Origin of the sequence: Pediococcus parvulus, from assembly GCF_964063155.1 — a bacterium.
GTDB lineage: Bacteria > Bacillota > Bacilli > Lactobacillales > Lactobacillaceae > Pediococcus > Pediococcus parvulus.
This window is the reverse complement of record NZ_OZ061292.1, coordinates 1985811-2006733: the sequence shown is the minus strand read 5'-3', so window position 1 is coordinate 2006733 and position 20923 is coordinate 1985811. Positions and strand designations below refer to the sequence as shown.

At 39.3% G+C, this 20923-nt stretch carries 16 protein-coding genes, 1 tRNA gene, 1 rRNA gene and 1 other annotated feature; of the genes, 15 read left to right on the top strand and 3 right to left on the bottom strand.

Annotated features, from left to right (window positions below; genetic code table 11):
- Positions 1–59 precede the first annotated feature (59 nt).
- The 10 genes from rrf to AB3217_RS10050 all read left to right on the top strand — a co-directional run bounded on the left by rrf (position 60) and on the right by AB3217_RS10050 (position 10773).
- Positions 60–176 (top strand): 5S ribosomal RNA (rrf, locus tag AB3217_RS10095).
- A 100-nt stretch (positions 177–276) separates the two neighbouring features.
- A tRNA-Thr gene (locus AB3217_RS10090) sits at positions 277–350 on the top strand.
- A gap of 80 nt (positions 351–430) precedes the next feature.
- Positions 431–1501, top strand: a complete 1071-nt coding sequence (locus AB3217_RS10085; RefSeq protein ID WP_367366081.1) for a hypothetical protein — start codon at positions 431–433, stop codon at positions 1499–1501.
- A gap of 136 nt (positions 1502–1637) precedes the next feature.
- Entirely contained in the window at positions 1638–3014 is a 1377-nt protein-coding gene (locus AB3217_RS10080; protein WP_068806471.1) for a cytosine permease, read from the top strand.
- On the top strand, positions 3004–4239 hold the full coding sequence (gene codA, locus AB3217_RS10075) for a cytosine deaminase (protein ID WP_367366080.1): 1236 nt from the start codon (positions 3004–3006) through the stop codon (positions 4237–4239). The genes AB3217_RS10080 and codA overlap by 11 nt, the downstream gene beginning before the upstream one ends.
- Before the next feature lie 125 nt (positions 4240–4364).
- Entirely contained in the window at positions 4365–5894 is a 1530-nt protein-coding gene (locus tag AB3217_RS10070; protein ID WP_367366079.1) for an ABC transporter permease/substrate-binding protein, read from the top strand.
- Entirely contained in the window at positions 5894–6862 is a 969-nt protein-coding gene (locus AB3217_RS10065; RefSeq protein ID WP_367366078.1) for an ABC transporter ATP-binding protein, read from the top strand. Before AB3217_RS10070 ends, AB3217_RS10065 begins: the two co-directional genes overlap by 1 nt.
- A 37-nt stretch (positions 6863–6899) precedes the next feature.
- Positions 6900–8231, top strand: coding sequence for an NAD(P)/FAD-dependent oxidoreductase (locus AB3217_RS10060; RefSeq protein ID WP_367366077.1), 1332 nt, complete (start codon positions 6900–6902; stop codon positions 8229–8231).
- A gap of 18 nt (positions 8232–8249) precedes the next feature.
- Positions 8250–9407, top strand: coding sequence for a cation:proton antiporter (locus AB3217_RS10055; RefSeq protein ID WP_367366076.1), 1158 nt, complete (start codon positions 8250–8252; stop codon positions 9405–9407).
- A gap of 121 nt (positions 9408–9528) precedes the next feature.
- The gene (locus AB3217_RS10050) at positions 9529–10773 is read left to right on the top strand and encodes a KxYKxGKxW signal peptide domain-containing protein (protein WP_367366075.1); all 1245 of its coding nucleotides are present in this window, start codon (positions 9529–9531) and stop codon (positions 10771–10773) included.
- A gap of 252 nt (positions 10774–11025) precedes the next feature.
- On the opposite strand, the gene helD is transcribed toward AB3217_RS10050, so the two are convergent.
- On the bottom strand, positions 11026–13332 hold the full coding sequence (helD, locus tag AB3217_RS10045) for an RNA polymerase recycling motor HelD (RefSeq protein WP_367366074.1): 2307 nt from the start codon (positions 13330–13332) through the stop codon (positions 11026–11028).
- A gap of 207 nt (positions 13333–13539) precedes the next feature.
- Positions 13540–13714, top strand: a binding site (T-box leader).
- Positions 13715–13782: 68 nt separating this feature from the next.
- On the opposite strand from helD, the gene trpS reads away from it, so the two are divergent.
- The 5 genes from trpS (at position 13783) to AB3217_RS10020 (ending at position 19072) form a co-directional block, all read left to right on the top strand.
- Positions 13783–14802 (top strand): tryptophan--tRNA ligase, encoded by a 1020-nt coding sequence (gene trpS / locus AB3217_RS10040; protein ID WP_057784554.1) that lies wholly within the window; start codon positions 13783–13785, stop codon positions 14800–14802.
- Positions 14803–15432: 630 nt separating this feature from the next.
- Positions 15433–16353 (top strand): exopolyphosphatase, encoded by a 921-nt coding sequence (locus AB3217_RS10035; protein ID WP_367366073.1) that lies wholly within the window; start codon positions 15433–15435, stop codon positions 16351–16353.
- Between the two features lie 41 nt (positions 16354–16394).
- Complete coding sequence (locus AB3217_RS10030) at positions 16395–17696, top strand: hydroxymethylglutaryl-CoA reductase, degradative (protein WP_367366072.1); 1302 nt, start codon at positions 16395–16397, stop codon at positions 17694–17696.
- Positions 17689–18645 carry an IpaB/EvcA family protein gene (locus tag AB3217_RS10025; protein ID WP_367366071.1) on the top strand — a complete coding sequence of 319 codons (957 nt, stop codon included), beginning with the start codon at positions 17689–17691 and terminating at the stop codon, positions 18643–18645. Before AB3217_RS10030 ends, AB3217_RS10025 begins: the two co-directional genes overlap by 8 nt.
- Before the next feature lie 103 nt (positions 18646–18748).
- On the top strand, positions 18749–19072 hold the full coding sequence (locus AB3217_RS10020; protein ID WP_367366070.1) for a hypothetical protein: 324 nt from the start codon (positions 18749–18751) through the stop codon (positions 19070–19072).
- A 35-nt stretch (positions 19073–19107) separates the two neighbouring features.
- On the opposite strand, the gene AB3217_RS10015 is transcribed toward AB3217_RS10020, so the two are convergent.
- Positions 19108–20004, bottom strand: a complete 897-nt coding sequence (locus AB3217_RS10015) for a LysR family transcriptional regulator (protein ID WP_317763045.1) — start codon at positions 20002–20004, stop codon at positions 19108–19110.
- Between the two features lie 503 nt (positions 20005–20507).
- The gene (locus AB3217_RS10010; RefSeq protein WP_057784560.1) at positions 20508–20693 is read right to left on the bottom strand and encodes a PspC domain-containing protein; all 186 of its coding nucleotides are present in this window, start codon (positions 20691–20693) and stop codon (positions 20508–20510) included.
- Positions 20694–20923: the final 230 nt, after the last annotated feature.

The following is a 20923-nucleotide window of genomic DNA, read 5'->3' as shown; positions in this document are numbered from 1 at the left end:
TATTTAGTTTTGAGAGAATAAATTTCTTTCACACGAGCCACGAAGGTGGATCGGAGAAGTGTGGTGGCGATAGCGAGAAGGATACACCTGTTCCCATGTCGAACACAGAAGTTAAGCTTCTTAGCGCCGAGAGTAGTTGGGGGATCGCTCCCTGCGAGGGTAGGACGTTGCCATGCAACCTAAAAGTTTCCTTAATTGGAAGCTTTTTTTTTATCCAAATATCGGCCATTGAAGGAAATTTTACAGATATGGTATACTTATTTGGGTAATTTTTATGCCGCTTTAGCTCAGCTAGGTAGAGCACTTCCATGGTAAGGAAGGGGTCATCGGTCCGAATCCGATAAGTGGCTTCAAATTAAATGGAATCAAGAGATCGGTTATTGAAAATAAGCCACTAATTGCACCTTGAATGTGCATGGACGGAGTCGCTATGAAATTTTATTTAAACGCGTACAGGTTATATGAACTACTCTATCTTCTGTTAAACGCAGCTTTTGTTGTAATTGGAACCTTAATAGCAAAATATGATTCAAATAATTACTTTATGGGTTTCTTTATTATGCTTGTTTTTGGATTGCCGTCTATCATTACTGTTTATAGACTAATAAAACCGAATTTGTTGGTCCTTTCATCACGAGGGCTGTTAAATAAAGTAGTACTCTTCAAGAGAAAACCAAAATTAATTGGGTGGGAATATCTTGCAGATGTTACGACTACACAACGTAATCTAGTGACGACACTTAATCTTTCTTTGGAGGCGCCGATCGATGGTAAAGCAGGGATAGCCATTCCGTTAGTTGCGGCCCGTCAATCTGATATAGATGAAACAGTATACGTGATCCAAAAAGCAATTATTTTTTGTAATACTGTGCACGAAACTGAGAATGATCGGGGTTTTAGTGTAGAACAGACACTGAATATGTATAACGCACAACGGGTAGAAAAAACATCTGCTAAGATTTGGTGGTTATGGGCCATATTAGTTCTAGCAAGTATTTGGATTTCGCAAAAAACAGGAAGGATTGGAAATTATTTATTTCCAACCACTAACGAAAGTATTAGTGCTTTTATTTATTTTCTATTTGCGACACCTGTTATGCTGTGCTTATGGGAGATCTGCTACAAGATCATCTTTGTTTTAGGCTGGCATTCTACTCCACAAGGACGAAAATTGGCATTTCGTCGTGGAAATATCAACATTCCAAACTTTATGAAAAATAGTTCGCATTACATACACGATAGAAAAATGATTTCTAATAAAGCTCGCATACTGTATTTTGTATTTTTAGCATCTAAAATTCTAATTCTGACTTTTCTAGTCAGCATTCTAATGCTATTTTTCATCTTCGAAACTGTAACTCTGTTAGCCATATTAATACTTGTTGTGGGTGTTACTTTGATTATGCTATTTGCTTTTAACTATCAAAAATGGTTTGTGCACTATTTTCATTTAAAGATTTTTCAAGTTGAGAACGGGCGTCCCCACTTCAGAAGTCACTAGCTAAAAGTAAATTAAGTAATTGCATTTTGGTTGATAGCATCAGATTGTTAGATTTCAATAAAAAAGTTCTCGATTTTTTTCACAGGAAGTGTATAATCAATAAAAATGTGTAAAAATTCTAAGGAGGAAATTTTTTATGGAAACCAAAGATCGATACACGGTAGATATTGTGCCAGAAGAGAACCGACACATGTCTTATTGGGACATGTTTGCGACTTGGGTTGGTGCTAACGCTAACAATGGCACATGGTTCGTTGGTGGAATCATTGCTGCTTGTGGATTTTGGGGCGGTATTAAAGCTTTAATTGTGGCGTCAAGTATTTCATACATATTTTTATCACTTGTAGGTTACATGGGTTACAAAACTGGTGCAACCACGATGGCCATTTCTCGTGCTTCATTTGGTATTCGTGGAAGTATTGTACCATCAATGGTTAATGTCACTCAGTTCGTGGGATGGACAGCTGTTAACACGTTTATTGCGGCGACGTCTATGTCGTACATTTTACATTCATTGTTGGGATGGCCGGTCTATGGACAACCTGGTGGTAATAAAGGTCTGGTATTTGGTATTTTGGTTATGAGCATTTTGCACTTAATAAGTATTTCTTCCGGGCAACGGTCGATTCAAATTATTGAACGAATAGGAATAATTCTTGTAATTATTTTCGTTCTTTGGGAATCGATCGTTGTTTTTCGTGATGTTTCATTTTCTCAAATCACAAACTGGAAAGTTCCTAATATGCATAAAATGCCTTTTGGAGCTGCAATTGATACACTGGCTGCGTTCAACTTAGCTTGGGTTACCGCAGGAGCTGATTTTACCCGTTTTACAAATAAAAAACATATCGCCGTAACGGCACCGTTCATTGGTGCAGATTTGGGTGTTTTCTGGTTTGCATTTATTGGGTTAGTAGCCACAATCAGTATTGCCATTACCTCAGGTGTGTATGATGCAAACAATTCAGATCCTAGTACCATTGCCAACCGGCTTGGGCTGGGATCGATTGCGATGATTGTCATTGTACTAACTAGTATGACAGCCAATGCCGTAAATCTGCAAGCTGCAGGATCGGCAGTTAATAATATGTTTCCAAAAATTAGCCTAAAAAAATCGCTGTGGATAGTGACAATATTAGCCACAGTCGTGACATTTGTTCCGGTTTTTGTTGGCAGCTTCTTAGACACTTTCACAGCTTTTTTGGACTATGTGGGAATGGTTCTCGGTCCGATTATCAGTATCATGTGTGTTGACTATTTCTTGATTCGGGACAGAAACTATCAAGCAAAGGAGCTTTCCAGAAAAGGAGGTCAGTACTGGTATCAAGGTGGAATTCATTGGCTAGCGTTTGTACTGTGGGTTTTGGGCGTCGTTGTGTATCTTCTTTTGCAGAAAATAAATTGGGTCGAAGATTATACGGGGGCAACGTTCATTGTTATGATTCTTGTTGGTTTTGTTTACTATCTTGTGATGAAGTTCAATTTAAATAAGGAGGAGAAACATGTTAATTAAAAATGTGTTTATCGAAAATTCTGAAAATAAACAGGATGTACGGATTGAAAACGAAAAGTTTATTGAAATTGGCAGCCATTTGGCGAGTCATGAAAATGAACAAACAATTGAAGCCAACGGAAAGTTACTTTTACCACCATTTATCGATTCTCATGTGCATCTTGATGCAACCTTAACGGCAGGTGAACCGGAATGGAATCAAACGGGAACTTTATTTGATGGGATTCGGATTTGGTCAGAGCGAAAGAAAACCTTGTCTCGAGAAGATGTCAAAACCCGCGCAAAAGCAACCATCAAAAAACAGGTAGAAAACGGAATTCAAGTTGTTCGCAGCCATGTTGATACGACCGACCCGACTATGACGGCATTGGAAGCTTTGCTGGAAGTTAAAGAAGAAATGAAGGATATTGTTGAAGTTCAATTAGTCGCCTTTCCCCAAGAAGGAGTTTTGTCATATCCACATGGCAAAGAATTATTAGAGACGGCTGTTAAAGAAGGAGCCGATGTAATTGGTGGAATTCCACATTACGAATTTACGCGTGATTATGGTGTGCAATCACTCCATTACATCGCAGAGTTAGCCGAAAAATATGATCGTTTGATTGATGTGCATTGTGATGAAATCGATGATCCCAATTCTCGAAATCTTGAAGTATTGGCTACTTTAGCCTATGAAACGGGATTGACTGACCGCGTGACGGCAAGTCACACCACGGCGATGGGTTCATATAACAATGCCTACTGTTATAAATTATTCCGTCTTCTAAAATTGGCAAAAATTAATATGGTTTCTAACCCATTAGTTAACATTCATTTGGGTGGCCGATTTGATACCTATCCAAAACGCCGAGGAATCACTCGAATTAAGGACTTAACTGAAGCTGGAATTAACGTTTCATTTGGGGAAGATGATGTGAAAGATCCGTGGTATCCCATGGGGAACGGAAATATGATGGACCCCGTTCATATGGGGATTCACGCTGAACAAATGATGGGTTATCAAAGTATTTTGGACTCGTATAATTTTGTGACCAATAATGCTGCAAAAACTTTACACATTACAGATCATTACGGTATTGAAGTTGGTAAACCCGCAAACTGTATCATTTTAAATAACGATAATTTTTATAATGCACTAAATGAGCGTTCGGAAGTTTTGTATTCAATCCGGCAAGGAAAAATTTTAGTCGCAGCAAAACCTAAAGAAGTAAAATTCAATTTCTAATAGCTAAAATCTTAAAAGCTCAATTGACTAGTGATTTGGTCAATTGAGCTTTATTGAGTATATTGCATGGATATTTTTAGGTTATGTGAGAGAATAGAAGCAATAAATTTATTGGGAGCGTCATAATGACAACTTTATGGAATACTTTTTTAGATCAGCGAACGCAATTGCTTCAAGCGTTATGGGAACATTTGCAAATTTCGCTAACAGCATTATTAATCGCAATCGTGATTGCAGTGCCATTAGCTATTTGGGCTACTCATCATAGAAATGTGGCCGAGTTTTTATTACAGGTGACCAGCGTTTTACAAACGATTCCTTCATTGGCATTATTAGGATTATTGATTCCATTTGTGGGAATTGGCAGTGTTCCAGCGATAATTGCTTTGGTCATTTATGCTTTGTTACCCATTTTCCAAAATACATACGTGGGAATTGATGAAATTGATCCTTCTTTAGAAGAAGCAGCAGACGCGTTTGGAATGTCACGAATGCGTAAACTTTTTAAAGTGGAAATTCCAATCGCATTACCTGTAATTATTTCTGGAATCCGAACAGCATTGGTTCTGATTGTGGGAACGGCAACCCTAGCTGCATTGATTGGTGCCGGTGGCTTAGGAAACTTTATTTTATTGGGAATTGATCAAAATGATACTTCCTTAATCGTAATTGGCGCTGTAACTTCAGCATTACTGGCGATCATTTTAAGTACCTTGATCAAATTTTTACAGACAGCACGGTTACGAACGGTGATTGCCACAGTTGGGGTAATCGTTGTGGGATTTGTTGGTGTGAGTGGTTATCAAGCTGTTTCACAACCCAAAGAAAATATTGTAATTGCTGGGAAACTCGGATCAGAACCAAATATTTTAATTCATATGTATAAAGACTTGATTGAACAAAGTGATAAAAGCGTGACGGTTACTTTAAAACCTAATTTTGGAACCACCAGTTTCTTATTCAATGCGTTGAAGAGTAAGAGTATTGATATTTACCCAGAGTTTTCGGGAACTGTGTTAGAAAGCTTGGTAAAAAGTTCAGGAAACAATTCGAATTTAAGCGCCCACGAAACTTATGTTAAGGCGCGAAATGACCTTAAAAAGCAATATAATATGACTTATTTGAAGCCGATGAAATATCAAAATACATTTGCCCTTGTGGTGAGAAAATCGTTTGCTAAAAAGTATAATTTAAAAACCATTGGCGATTTGAAGTCAATTGAAAGTCAAATCAAGGCTGGCATGACGCTTGAATTTATTAACCGGACGGATGGACTCAAAGGAATTAATAAAAAGTACGATCTAAATATTAAAGCTAGCTCAATGCAAGCAAGTTTGCGTTATGAAGCGCTCAAACGCGGGAACATCAACGTCGGGGATGCGTATTCAACGGATAGTCAGTTAAAACAATTAGACTTGGTTATGTTAAAGGATAACAAACATGTTTTTCCACCTTATCAAGGAGCACCAGTGATGTCTGAAAAATTAGCTTCCAGTCATCCAAAAATTGTGGCAGCTTTAAATAAATTAGCAGGAAAAATTTCTGATGAAGATATGCAAAAAATGAATTATGAGGTCAATGTAAAAAAAGAGTCCGCAGCAAAAGTCGCGAGACAGTATTTGATTTCTCATGGATTGTTGGAGGATGCCAAATAATGACTAATAAACAACCAATCATTGAATTTAAAAATGTGCGTAAAGAGTTTGGCGAAAATCTAGCAATTCAGGATTTAAATTTAGCGATTAAACCTGGAGAATTGTTTGTTTTGGTAGGAACGTCTGGTAGCGGGAAAACTACGACGTTAAAAATGATTAACCAGTTAATTACACAAACGGATGGTGATATTCTTTTTAACGGTAAAAAGCTGAAGGAATTTGATAAACAAAGTTTACGTTTAGATATTGGTTACGTTTTACAGCAGATTGCGTTGTTTCCAACCATGACGGTGGCCCAGAATGTTAGTGTCATTCCCGATATGAAAAAAATGCCCAAAAAACAAACGGCTAAAATTGTGGATAGTTTGTTGTCACAGGTCGGCCTTGATCCGGAAAAATATCGTGATCGACTCCCAAGTGAACTTTCCGGTGGTGAGCAACAACGAATTGGAATTATTCGGGCATTGGCTGCCAAACCGCCGATTGTTCTGTTTGATGAACCATTCAGCGCGCTGGATCCAATTGTGCGAACCCAACTGCAAGATTTAGTTTTAGATTTGCATCATAATATGCACAACACAATTGTGTTTGTTACGCATGATATGGATGAGGCTCTGAAACTGGGAGACCGAATTGGCATAATGAGTCATGGAAAGCTGTTACAGGTGGATACTCCGGATGATATTGCCCAACATCCAGTAAATGAATTTGTTGAAAACTTTTTTGCTGGTACCGTCGCGAAAAATGTCTTCGAAACACCAGTCGGTAAACTGATTAAAACGGGCTATACTTATCGAAAACAAACCGGAACCAATCTGGAACCACAACTCACCGAAAGCGACACACTAGAAATGGCCTTTCAACTATTAAGCAAAACAGCAGAAGTTAGTGTCAACCGTTCTGATCAAGTGGTTGGTTATTTGAATCGTCAACAGGTTATGCGTTATCTTAGTGAAGTTAAGCGTTAGAATGTAGACAAAAGGTCAAAAACGGAGGGGTTAAATCATGGATAAATTTGATGTTGCCATTATTGGTGCTGGACCCGGTGGCTCTGCACTTGCATATGCGTTAAAAGCACAAAATTTGAAGGTCGCAGTTATTGAAGAAAATCTTTGGGGTGGGACTTGTCCGAATCGGGGATGTGATCCAAAAAAGGTTTTATTAGCGGCAGTTGAAGCACGGCGCCATTCTGCATATTTGGTAGGTAAAGGTTTGCAGAGTGCACCAAATATTGACTGGCCAGCTTTGATCAAATTCGAGAAGACATTTACCGATCCAGTTTCGGATGGCACCAAGGCTGGTTTAAAAAAAGCTGGGATTACTGTCATTGATGGATCAGTTAAGTTTGTTGATAACCATACTGTTTTAGCCGATCAGACTAAAGTGATTGCCGATAAATTTGTGGTGGCCACTGGTGCTCGCCCGGGATTACTTGATATTGATGGGAAAAAGCATTTTAGAACAAGTACGGATTTCTTAAAAATGACCAATATGCCCCACTCAGTGTCATTTGTCGGTGGTGGCTATATTGCATTTGAATTTGCGGCAATGGCAATTACCGCGGGTGCTGAGGTTCATATTATTCATCATAATGACCGACCACTGAAAGCTTTCGCAAAAGCAGACGTTAATCAATTGGTTTCCCAACTTGAAGAGCAGGGCGTTCGCTTTCATTTTGGCGTTGATATTAGTCGGATTGAAAAAAATGCCGATGGCTACGAGTTAGTGAGTGCACAAGGCTTCAGTTTACAAACCGATAAAGTCTTTTGTACAGCAGGCAGAGTTCCCAACGATGACACTTTAGATTTAGATAAAGTTGGCGTGGAATTTTCCAAACGTGGGATCAAGGTTGATGATCATCTTCAAACGACTGCTAAAAATATTTTTGCGATCGGGGATGTTGTGGATAAATCACAACCTAAATTAACACCAGTTTCTGGATTTGAAGCGCAATATTTGGCAGAATCTTTTGCTGGTGAAACTAAAGCTATTCAGTATCCGGCGATTCCAACCGTTGTCTATGGAACGCCACGTTTGGCCAAGGTTGGTGTCGGCGCCGAAGAAGCACAAACGCAAAAAAATAATTATACTGTTCAAAACTTTGATTTGACAGGCTGGTTTACCTATCACCGCTTGAACGAACCGTTGGCACATGCTACAGTAATAACATCTAAAAAAACTGGTGCAGTTGTTGGAGCAAGCCTCATGAGTGGTGAAGCGGATGATTTAATCAACTATTTTGCGATGGCTATTAATCGTCAGTTAACTCCTGAAAACTTAAAGCAAACAATTTTTGCTTACCCAACAGCTGCAAGTGATTTACCCTATTTAATGTAAACTTGTGGAGGTAACTATATGGAATTCATTGGGACACTTGCTTTGGTACTTTTTTTAACGTTGTTTGTTGGGCATTATAGCCAACGGATGGGTGTCCCAGGTGTCATTGGGCAACTTTTAGTCGGAGTCGTTTTGGGTCCGGCTATTTTGAATTGGGTTCAATTAAACAGTTTGGTGCAAGTTTTTTCCGATTTGGGCGTTATTATTTTAATGTTCATCGCTGGTTTGGAGAGCAACATTGCTCTGCTAAAAAAATACTTGCGGCCCGCTTTAATCGTTGCGGTAATTGGTGTTATTTTTCCGGTAGTAATTATGGGAACCTCAGGACTTTTCTTTCATTTTAGCCGCTTAGAGTGCTTTTTCTTGGGCGTGGTATTTTCGGCCACATCGGTTAGTATTTCGGTAGAAGTGCTAAAGGAATTTCATGCATTGGACACCAAAGAAGGCGCCACAATTCTAGGAGCCGCAGTTGCGGATGATATTATTGGTGTGATTTTGCTAAGCATTATGGTTAGCATGATGGGTGAATCCAGCGGCAATCAGAACTTGGTGCTGGTTATTTTAAAACAAATTTTGTATTTTGTTGGTGTTTATCTACTTATCAAATGGATTGCACCATATTTAATGAGAACGGCGGATCGTCTTTTTATGACTTCAAGTCGCACAATCATGTCAATGGTCATTTGTTTATCCATGGCATGGTTGGCTGAACTAGTCGGTTTAAGTGGTGCAGTTGGTGCGTTTTTTGCCGGGATTGCGGTGGCATTGACACCCGCTCACGAAGAAATTGGCGAAAGTGTAGAGCCAATTGGCTATGCGATTTTTATCCCCATGTTCTTCGTGAGTGTGGGCCTAAATATGAATTTTTCCCATTTATGGCAATCTCTTGGCTTTGTGCTGTTGATGACCATTTTAGGTATCGGGACAAAATTATTTGGCTGTGGCCTTGGTGGCAAAATATCAGGGTTTGATTTGTCTAGTAATTACGTCATCGGTGCCGGAATGATTTCACGAGGAGAAATGGGCTTAATCACGGCCCAAATAGGGTTTGCGGCTAAATTGATTGATCCCACGCATTATTCAGATGTCATTTTGGTAATTATTTTGGTCACACTTATTGCGCCGTTTATTTTAAAACATGCTATTACGCATCAACGGAACTTAGCCACGAAATAGGTTATTCAATTGAACAAATAAATGTGATAAATTTTACTTTATGATGTATTCAAAACTTAAAAAATGTCGTATAATTACCTTTAGAGAATCTTAAATTCTGTAAGTTTGGGGGTTATTATATATGAAGAATAGTGATAAACATACTTTTGGTCATCAGAAAGACGAAAAATTGCACTTTAAAATGTACAAAGTGCATAAGCAATGGCTATATGCTGGGCTTGTTTTAGTTGGTATCAATGCTGCCGTGGCTTTTAATGAAACAACACCAGTATTAGCAGATACTAATAACACGACGCAGGCTGGTAAAACAACTAAATCAAGCAGTTACGCATATTCCAGTTCTTATGCGGCTAGTGCAACAACGAGCACAGCAAGTAGTGCAAGTTCTGTAGCTGTAAGTAGTGCTACTTCCTCAGTAAGTTCAAGTAGTGTTGCCAGTTCAACAGCAAGTTCAAGTGCCAAAACGAGTTCAGCAACCAGTTCTGTGGCTTCGTCAAGCTCAGTAGCTGCAAGTTCGGCTGTCGTTTCAAGTGGTGTAAGTAGCTCTGCTGTTAGTACTTGGACGCCATCTAGCGTAAGTAGCTCAAGTGCAAGCGTCAGTTCAGCAGCTGCCGCAAGTTCTGCAGTAGCTGTCAGTTCCAGTGCGTCTAGTGTGGCTGCGTTTAGCAGTGTTGCTAGTAGCGTGTCAGCTTCTGACAGTTCTGAGGCGACCAGCGTGGCTTCTTCAGCATCAAGTTCAGCTGACCAAGGTTCTTCCTCTGATATAAAAGCCGACCAAACAAGTAGTGAAGCAAGCTCAGTTTCTGAAGCTAGTTCTGAGAGCATTAGTTCAGTCGCTGCTGGCTCAACGGCTTCAAGTAAATCGACCTCTACAACTGCTAGTTCAGCTTCTGTAGGTGTGGATGCTAAAGCTGCGTCATCAGCAACCGTTCAGACAAGTAGTTCAAAAACCGATGAATCAAGTGTGGTCACCGCTTCTATTTCTAAGGTTGTTCAACAGGTTAGTCGCGCAACAGCAGCCTTACAGCAAGTTACGACAACACATCAGCGAGTAGATCGTTCACCATACTTAGAAAACTTATCTAAGTTTGCGGGGGCAACAGCAGCTACCACGGTTGAAGCGGCCGATTTGAATGACGAATATCAGCAAGCAGCTATTCCTGTGACACAGTTCCAAGAAACTTCACGTGCAATTAGTAACGCGCAAAGCGAAGCAAGTCAGACAACTGAGCGTGCTTCAGGTAATAGTGATAAAGATGATAACTCTTCATCAGAAATGATGGTTCAAACAGCTGATTTTGCAACAGATGCTCATGGGAATTTGAGTGGTAGCACTTATACCATCCATGGTAATAAACAAAAATGAAATTAGGTCAGTTATTTCGAATAAACTTAAGATAGAAATAATTAGGGACATCTGAATTTTCTCTTTTCGATTTGTTTTGGTGATTAAATCATAACTCAAAGAGGACAGGTGTCCTTTTTATTTTTCTGATTTTTAAAATAGACAAAAAACTGGTATTAGTTATTCACCAATACCAGAAAAGTTTAGACTCAATAAAAGCGATAGGACAAACCGGTTTTGGTTTGATTTTATCGCTTTTTGTTTACAAAAAAATTATTTAATTTGAACTAAATGTTCGTGATCATTAACAACTTCGTTAATAAGCGGGGATGCAGCACCAATGCTTAACAAGGTTAGACTGTGCATTGCCCGCGAAGCCATCGTGTATAAAATTCCGGTAGAACTTTGGTCGGGGTAATTATTTTGTGAAATATTGTAGGCAATAACAGAGTCGAATTCTAGCCCCTTAGCCAAATAAATGGGCATAATCAAGACACCCTTAGGCAAAGCTAAATCCGCATCTGAAAGCAGATTGGCGTTAGTAGCCCGATGAATGTTCTCAAAAACATGCTGACTTTCTGTCATGTTACGCGTCAAAATAGCTACTGTTCCGTATGTTTGGAGTTCTTTTTTACAAATTGCAATTAAGGCCTGATTACCATCCGCAACTGTGTCACGAATGACGACGCTTGGTAAACTGCCCTCGCGATTGAAGGCTTGAATCTGGTCCCCGTCAGGTAAAAGTTTTTTTGCAAAACTGGTGATGGGATAAGTGGAGCGGTAACTTCGATTTAAAGTGATTAAATTAGCTTTTTTAACATTAAAAGCTTCTTTTAAATGGGTTAACAAGATTTGCGGTGCTTCAACGTTTTTAAAGAGAGCTTGTTCACTATCACCAAGAAGTGTAAATTTTGCGTTTGAAAACGCATGTTTAAAGTACATCATTTGTGCTAATGAATAATCTTGCATCTCATCAATAAAAATATGCTGAATTTGACGGTTGCGGCCACTACCAGTGAATAAGTCACGCATTAAAAGTAGTGGTGCAGCATCCATTAAGCGTAAGCGATGATATTCAATAGCTTGTTGAAAGTCAAACTGATTTTTTTGCTTTGCTGCTGATGAAACTGTTTTTGGAAATTCTACTTGGTTTAAAAAAGATACATATTGTGAATAAACATCAATAAAATAATTATTAAAGAGAGCATCATAAACAACTTGGAAGTGTTTGGCAGCGAGTTTGCGGCCTAAATAATGAATTTCATCGTCATAACTTTCAAATGCACGTAATCGCTTTTTGCCAATTAAGTCGTTATATTCTTCGTTACTTAAATGGTCAATGGTTTCATGAATCCAATCAGCATTGGTTTCTTCATCAAGTCGTTTTTTTAATTGTTTAATTAACGTGTTTTTAGTTTTTAAAAAGCGATCGGCTGGACGCATTGTGTCCGGCAAATCTGTATAAATTTTTCGAATATCAGTGGCTTTAAAGAATGGCTTTTCTTCAAACATGACATTGGTAAATTGAATTTTATCTGGGGACAAATTGTTCACATAGTTAGCAACCAATCGCATAAAATCTGGTCCTTCAATAAATTCAGCCAATTCTACATCAGCGCCAGTCATATTTGAATTGTGCTCGTATCGATCAAAAACCGTTTCAACATTCAATCCCTGAAAACGTTGAGAGAGAAAATCAGCCAGCGTGATTTGGCGCATGTTTCGTTCACCCAAGCTTGGTAAAACGTCAGAAATATATCGACTATACAAGCGATTAGGTGAGAACAATACAATTTCATCCGCATTTAACGAAGTACGACTATGATAAAGTAAAAAAGCAATTCGCTGCAAGATAGCGGAAGTTTTGCCACTACCGGCGACACCTTGGACAACCAATAAATCACTAGTGGTATCGCGAATGATGTCATTTTGTTCTTTTTGAATCGTGGCTACAATATTAGCCATGTAAGTATCATTCTGTTGTCCGAGTACTTCTTGCAGAATCTCATCAACAACAGTTTCATTGGTGTCAAACATGTTAGTGATTTTACCAGATTGAATAGAAAACTGGCGCTTTTTCACCAAATCAGTATTCATTTTACCGGCAGGAGTTTGGTAGGAGACATTTCCTAAAGTGCCATTGTAGTAGATACTTGAAATTGGCGCCCGCCAGTCGTAAATAAGAAAATTTTCGTGTTCATCAGCAAACGAAGCGGTTCCGATATATAGGGGTTCTACGTCAGTTTCACCAGGATCTTGAATATCGATGCGGCCAAAATAGGGTGAATCCTGTAACTGCTTGTAGGTAGCAACTTGTCGTTTAAGGATACTTTCGTTTTCAACGGCACGTGCAACCAGGCCTTTTTGTTGTTGAACTTCGGCATTGGTTTCGATCCGATCATCAACTTCAAAGGTATTGATTTTTGCGTTTTGAGAGTAATTACTTTCAACAGATCGCGTTTCGGAGTGGGCCTGATCGACCAATTTTTGAGTGTGATTGGCTTGTGCTTCAATTTTTTGAATGACGTGATCAACGCGGGTTTGTTCGGATTTAAGTTCATTTGAATCAACGGTGCTCAATTGCATGACTCCCTTAGTGTAAAAGCATTTTAGTGTTACGATATTCTAGGCTGTTTGGAGGAGAAAGTCAAGCGAAGTCAATCGGGTGATGTTGAGCTGTCAGGAGGATGAGGCCAAGTTCCTGTGGTGAAGATTTGGCACAAGAATCAATATTTATTATAAAAACAAGACTTGCTCCCAAAACTAAAGATAGGTACAATGAACATATCAAGTTCAGTGAAGAAATAAAGTAGTTTTTCACCGCCAGAGAGAAATCATTTGCTGAGAGATTTCAGAAAAACGAATTGGGTTTTGGAGAACGCTTAAACGGGGCACCGATATCTGCAATGAGTGGCAGAGTACTCTGCAAATTAGGTGGCACCACGGTGAATTCGTCCTATTACTAGTCTTACTAGTGATGGGATTTTTTATTTGCACTGAAACAAAACACAAAGAAGAGGAGATTTTATTATGACAAAAAAGCACGTAATTTTAACCGGAGATCGCCCAACAGGAAAGCTACACATTGGTCATTATGTGGGTTCACTTAAAAATCGAGTTGAATTACAAAATACTGGTAATTATGACAGTTATATTATGATTGCGGATATGCAGGCTTTAACCGACAATGCGCGTGATCCAGAAAAAATTCGTAATAGTTTAATTCAGGTAGCTTTGGACTATTTAGCAGTGGGGATTGATCCAGAAAAATCCACAATTTTAGTGCAATCACAAATTCCTGCATTAAGTGAGTTGACGGAAACTTATTTGAATTTGGTGACTGTTTCTCGTTTGGAAAGAAATCCAACGGTCAAAACAGAAATCAAGCAAAAAAAGTTTGGCGAAAGTGTGCCGGCAGGATTCTTCATTTATCCTGTGAGTCAGGCTGCAGATATAACTGCGTTTAAGGCTGATACGGTGCCAGTTGGCGATGATCAGGAGCCAATGCTGGAACAGACACGTGAAATTGTGCGAACGTTTAATAATGTTTATGGAAAAGAGATTTTGGTTGAACCAGAGGGATATTTCCCACCAAAGGGATTGGGAAGAATTCCGGGCTTAGATGGTAATGCAAAGATGAGTAAGTCATTGAATAATGCGATTTATTTGTCGGATGATGAGGATACGATTCAAAAGAAAGTAATGTCGATGTATACAGATCCAAAGCATATTAAGGTGACGGATCCGGGCCATGTGGAAGGCAATACAGTTTTCACTTATTTGGATATTTTTGATAAGGATAAGAAAAAAGTGGCAGATTTGAAGGCCCAGTATCAAGCAGGGGGATTGGGAGACGTTAAAATTAAGCGATATTTGAATGAAGTGTTGCAGAATACGTTGAAACCAATTCGAGAGCGAAGAGAGCAGTATGCACAGGATATTCCTGGGGTGTATGATATTTTGAAGCGCGGTAGTGAAAAGGCGAATAAGGTGGCAAACCAAACTTTGGATGAAGTGCGGGATGCGATGGGAATTAATTATTTTAAGTGAGCGAGGCAAAAGGATAGGATAGAAAATGTAAGGCTAAGGCACGCCGAAAGCGGAAAAATCCCCGCAGTAGGCGTGCCTTGCATTTTCTATCCTGTTTTGCCGAGCTGTCCTAAGAACCAGTGAGCGGATTGAGACGGGTCTGCTTTTACTAAATAAGGGCACTGGATGCGGGGAGGATTTCCCGATGAAAGTGTGCTTATTTAGTAAAAGTGTGTCTCGAGAAGCTGTCCTAAAAATTAGTGAGCGGAACAAACCGGGAGTCTTTAGTCCGTAAGTGAGATGGATGCGGGATCGCAATCCCGCAGGAATCTTGCTTATGGATTAAAGACTGGTTTGAGAAGCTGTCCTAAAACCTAGTGAGCGGATAAAAACGTCCATGACTATAAGCATAAGTGTGCCGTCAGCAGGATGAAGTCCGGCGCTGGGCATGCTTATGTTTATAGTCATGTTTTCTGCAGCCGTCCAAAAATATAAACTAGGCGAAATCTTTCTTTATCAAACTCAAACCATAATTTTAGTAAGTTTACATTTTCTCAGACACCCATTTATCGCAAGTTCATCGCATGTTTAAACGAAAACATGGTAAAATAAGAACAATTAAATTATCGTGATGGATTGAGAGGTGTCAAAATGGAAAACTTAGTTATTGTGGATTTAGGTTCCAATTCAGTTCGAATGGCAATTAACGAAATTCACGAGGACGGAAGCTTTCATGAGGTCCGGCGAATTAAGGAAGACTCTCGCATCTCTGAAGGAATGGGCAGCAATCATATTCTGCAGCAAGTGGCGATGGACCGAACCGTGGCAGCCTTAAAACGGTTTAAGCATATCTATGAAAGCTATCCGAATCGTACGGTACGTGGAATTACGACAGCAGCGGTTCGGGTGGCGCGTAATCAAGCCGAATTTTTAAACCGGGTTCAAGATGAGATTGACATTCAACTTGACGTTTTGTCGGGTAACGATGAAGCATATTATGACTATTTAGGTGTCATGAATTCTCTGGAAATTCGGGATTGTTTGATTCTGGACACTGGTGGGGCTAGTTGTGAATTAATTCATGTTGAAAATGGGAAACCTCGCAACTTGATAAGTGTACCATTTGGCGCCGTGAGTCTTTCGGAACGATTCCATTTAAACAATGTGGTCCGCGCTGATCGGTTATTTGCTGCTCAAAATTTTGTGAATAAACAGTTTCGCGATATTTGGTGGATTATGGATGCTGTTCAATTACCAATTATTTTACTGGGTGGCGCTAATCGAACTTTGGCACGTATGAATCGCCAACATCAAGGAATATTACGAGTAGATAATATTCATGGCTATCGTTTAAAAACAGAAGTGGTCAACAAAACTTTTCGAGCTTTGTTATCCCGAAACTTAATTAATCGTAAAAAGATGCCAGGGTTAGAAACACAACGAGCTGACATTATTATTGGTGGTATTTTACCATTAGTGATGTTACTCCAAATGTTGGATGCTGATCGGGTGATCTTCTCGGAAAGTGGTGTCCGTGAAGGCATCATTTCTGAGTATGTTCAGCATCGCTAAACCAAACAAAAATATCAAAAGCGGAAAAGCACATTGTAAAAATGAGTTTCACCGCGTTTTTTGGTTTTAGGAGAATTAAATTAATGAATTTAAAGCAATTTTATAAACAAACTTATGCGCAACGTCTGACGATTCTAAAAAAACAGTTAAACTTAACTGCGGACGACGAGGCTATAATTGCAGATGAAAATACCACTCAAGGTGATCAGATTATTGAAAATTACTTGATGGATTTTCCGATTTCTGAAGGTGTTGCAGTTAACTTTGTGATTAACGGAGAAGAAAAAGTAGTTCCGATGGTGACAGAAGAGCCATCCGTGATTGCAGCAGCAAGCAATGGCGCCAAAATAATGGCGATTGATGGCGGCATCCAGACCAAGATAACGGATCGATTGATGATGGGCCAAGTTTTAATGGCAAATGTTCATGATTCAGAAAAACTTGCACAGCTTTTGCGAGAAAATGAAAATAAAATTTTACAGACTGCTAATGATGCACGTCCATCCATTGTTAAACGTGGGGGTGGCGCAAAAAAAATACGTGTAAGAAAGCTTGATCACCAGTTTGTTTCATTAGATATTTTTATTGGTACAAAGGAAGCAATGGGTGCTAATATGATTAATGCGATGTTAGAAGGAGTTTCGAATTTCTTACACCTTGAACTTGGGCAAACTAGTTTAATGGCAATTTTGAGTAATTTGTCTGATGAGTGTTTGGCAACTGCGACCTGCCGAATTCCAATGACTGCTTTAGCAACAAAACAGTTTGACGGAGATGAAATTGCCAATCGAATTGTCATGGCCAGTGAGGCAGCGCAGGTTGATCCCTATCGTGCGACAACGCATAACAAAGGAATTATGAATGGTGTTGATGCTGTCGTAATGGCTTCCGGGAATGATTGGCGAAGCATTGAAAGCAGTGCGCATGCATATGCTGCTCGAGATGGCCAATATCGAGGGCTTAGTCGCTGGCAAATTGAAGATAAATTTTTGGTAGGTTCTTTAACATTACCTTTACCAGTGGGATTTGTTGGCGGTTCAATCAAGATTAATCGCAAAGCCCAACTAAATCATCGTTTGATGCAGGTAAAAACGGCAAAAGAATTAGAAGAAGTCATTGTAAGTGTTGGATTAGCACAAAACTTGGCGGCCTTAAAAGCTTTGGTTTCAGAAGGAATTCAACGAGGACACATGCATTTGCAAGCAAAGTCATTGTTGCTAAGCAATGGCGCAACGTCAGCTGAACTCGCAGAAGCCCAGCTACTTTTAGAAAAGGCACCTGTAATTGATGAACAAACTGCACGGCAAATTTTAAAACAACTACGAGGAGAAAGTAATGAGTGATATTCAACTTAATAATGAAGTAAACGAACTACTGAATGAAGTGAATCAGAAGATTTCTGGTGATGTGGTGTTCGATTATGGCACGGAAAAATCCGGATATGTGCGTTATGACCAATCCTACCAAAGTTGGCAAAATGGCAATTTGATCATTCATGTGAAGGATGTTACTGCGCCGAATTACACCGTTTCTCATGAATTGCAGCATGCTTTATTAGATGCGACTGGCTACCCAACGATTTCTTTCAACGTGACAAGTGGACATCGTGATTTTGACGAACAACTGATGATCGTTACCACGACTTTATATGATACCATTACTCATTTGACAATTTATGAATGGCAAAAACAGCACGGTTTATTGAATGACGAGGTTCAAAAACAGTATTTAAAAGGGGTCCAACAAACCATTAAGCCAGAAGAAAATGGTGAAATGGATGGGATGATGCATTTGCGTTTGTTAACGATTTTGGATGCACTCGTCTTTTTCGGGAATGACTTTGATAAAGTAGCGGATCAATTCAAACGCGATTACCCCATTTCTCTGGCAGGTGCGCAAAATGTATACCAAATTATTTCTGCCAAACCGGTTGATTCACCGTTTACCTTGCGAAGAACTGTTGTAAAAGCCTTTGAAGCATTTGACGCTCAACTTGAAAAATGGCAGTTGCCAACAGTTGGTAGCAAAGAGTTTGTGACGTTAGGTAGTGTGTTCAGTAAACGCCAATTGCGGTTGGAAGTACGGCAGTTGTTTCAAATTTCTCATTCTGAAATTAAAAGTGCAGAGACTAAAGAGCGAGCCTATATTGGAATTGGGGTTAACGATCAACAAAATGCGTTTGTTTTGCCGGATCCACCCAAAGGAAAAACGGATGATTATTTCAAGACTCTATACAGCATGTCTGTGGAAACACTTTTTAAACAGCTAAATCTAGCCTATTCGGTCCGATAATTTTTGGTGGAAATCAAATAGTTTACCAAGAGTTATATTTAGCTTAAAATAAAGGATAGATAATGGATGTTAGCATCGGTTTGTAGTCAGGAGGATCTGAACCATGAAGCGTCAGGATATCTTTCAGCAACTTGTTAAATTAAAAAATCGCATGCGTGGTCTCATGCGCCTTCAAGTGGTGCTTGATTTAATTATGATTTTTGCATTTTTAAGAACAGTTTTGAGTGGCGATACAGTTAATTTATTTGGGGCCGTGTTAACACAGAACAGTGCTATGATTGTCACGTTTTTAATTGCAATCATTGATTTATGTTTTACACAAATTCGAAAAAATTATCTTAAAGTTGGGCGTACGTTAATTGGTCACCTTGGTGGGCAATTGTCAGAAGATGAAGTTATGGTCATTAGACAGTTTGAAAGATATTAAAAATAGATTCGCTTAATAATAAAGCAGCTGGAAAGTTAATTTTTTCCAGCTGCTTTATTTTCCATTTTTAAACAAATGTCGACGACTTTTTTCTGAATCGGCGACAGAATATGATTAGTGCGATAGGCCAAACTCATATAAAATTCAGGTTGGGGATCATCTAACAGTTTTAGTTGAACCACATCGGGATTTGTAATGGCCGATTCAGCCAAAAAGCTCAACCCAACATTTTTAGCAATCATACCTTGAATCACTTGTGGATCATTACTTTCGTAAATAATCTTTGGACGAAAGTGATTGGCATGACTTAATTGGTTGAGGGCTTCTGAATGAACGAAACTGCTCCCAAAGGTGATGAAGTTCTCATTTTTTAGATCACGAAACAAAATTCCCTTTTTGGCCGCAAGAGGGCTTTTTTTACTAACAACGATGTGAAACTTAGTTTGTGCGAAAGTTTGACTAAATAGGCGTGCCGAATCAAATGGTTGGATGGAACCCACAAGAGCCATATCAAGGGTGCCGTTAAGTAAAAGTTTTAATAATTCTGCCGAACCGTGTTCAATAGGTACGATTTGTGAAAGGAGATCGTGCTTGACCAATTCCGCTGCAATCTGAGGGAAATAGGACTGGCTAATTACTGGTGGTAAACCAAGTACGACTTTTCCAGTATTGATATTACGAATTTCGCTTTGAGCAATATTTACCTGATCCAAAACAATGGTAGTGTGCTTGGCCAGTTGCTGGCCACTTAAGGTTGTTGTTAACTTATGCTGGCTGGCATCACGGACAAACAGTTGTGTTTGGAATTCCGTTTCAAGGCGTTTAATGGCCGTACTAATAGTTGGCTGACTCACTTTAAATTTGGCGGCCACCCGTGAAAAATTACGTTCTTCAATCATTGCTTGAAAATATTCAAAATCTTTGATGTTCATGTATTTGCCTCGTGATGTATTTTTGGGATTGGGCGGGTCCTGAATTAAGCTCCTCAAACCAGTCTTTAATCCATAAGCAAGATTTCTGCGAGATTGCGATCCCACCTCCATCTCACTTATAGATTAAAGACTCCCGGTTTGTTCCGCTCACTAATTTTTAGGACAGCTCCTTGAGACACACTTTTACTAAATAAGCACACTTCCAGCGGGGGATTCTCCCCGCATCCAGTGCCCTTATTTAGTAAAAGTAAACCCGTCTCAATCCGCTCACTATATTAGGACAGCTCCTGAAAACATGACTATACTCATAAGCATGCCTAGCGCCGGACTTCATCCTGCTGACGGCACACTTATGAGTATAGTCATGGACGTTTTCATCCGCTCACTAAATTAGGACAGCTCCTTGAGACACACTTTTACTAAATAAGCACACTTCCAGCGGGGAATTCTCCCCGCATCCAGTGCCCTTATTTAGTAAAAGTAAACCCGTCTCAATCCGCTCACTAATTTTTTTCCGGCATCACCCATGCCGCCACAATGTACAAAATAATACATGGGAAAAATCCTGGGATTGAAATTGCCGCGTAAAGTACTCGTGCCAATGTCTTATCTATTCCCATATATTCTGCAAAGCCACCAACTACCCCTGCAATCATCTTATCTGATGATTTTGTTAGTTTTTTACTCATAATTATTCCTCCTCCTATTTTTCCGGTCTATTTCTTTACTATTTTTATTATAACTTTTTGGACTATTAAATCCCATCTAAAAGTCCTAAAAAACTTTAATAATGGTCAGCCGTGATGCTCTTAGGCTTTTCACAAAGCTTATTAGATTTTTTAATACATTCTTAAAGATTTGACTATAGTTTTTGAGGCGTGTATAGTGACCCTTAGTTGAGAACAGAAAGTAAGTAACT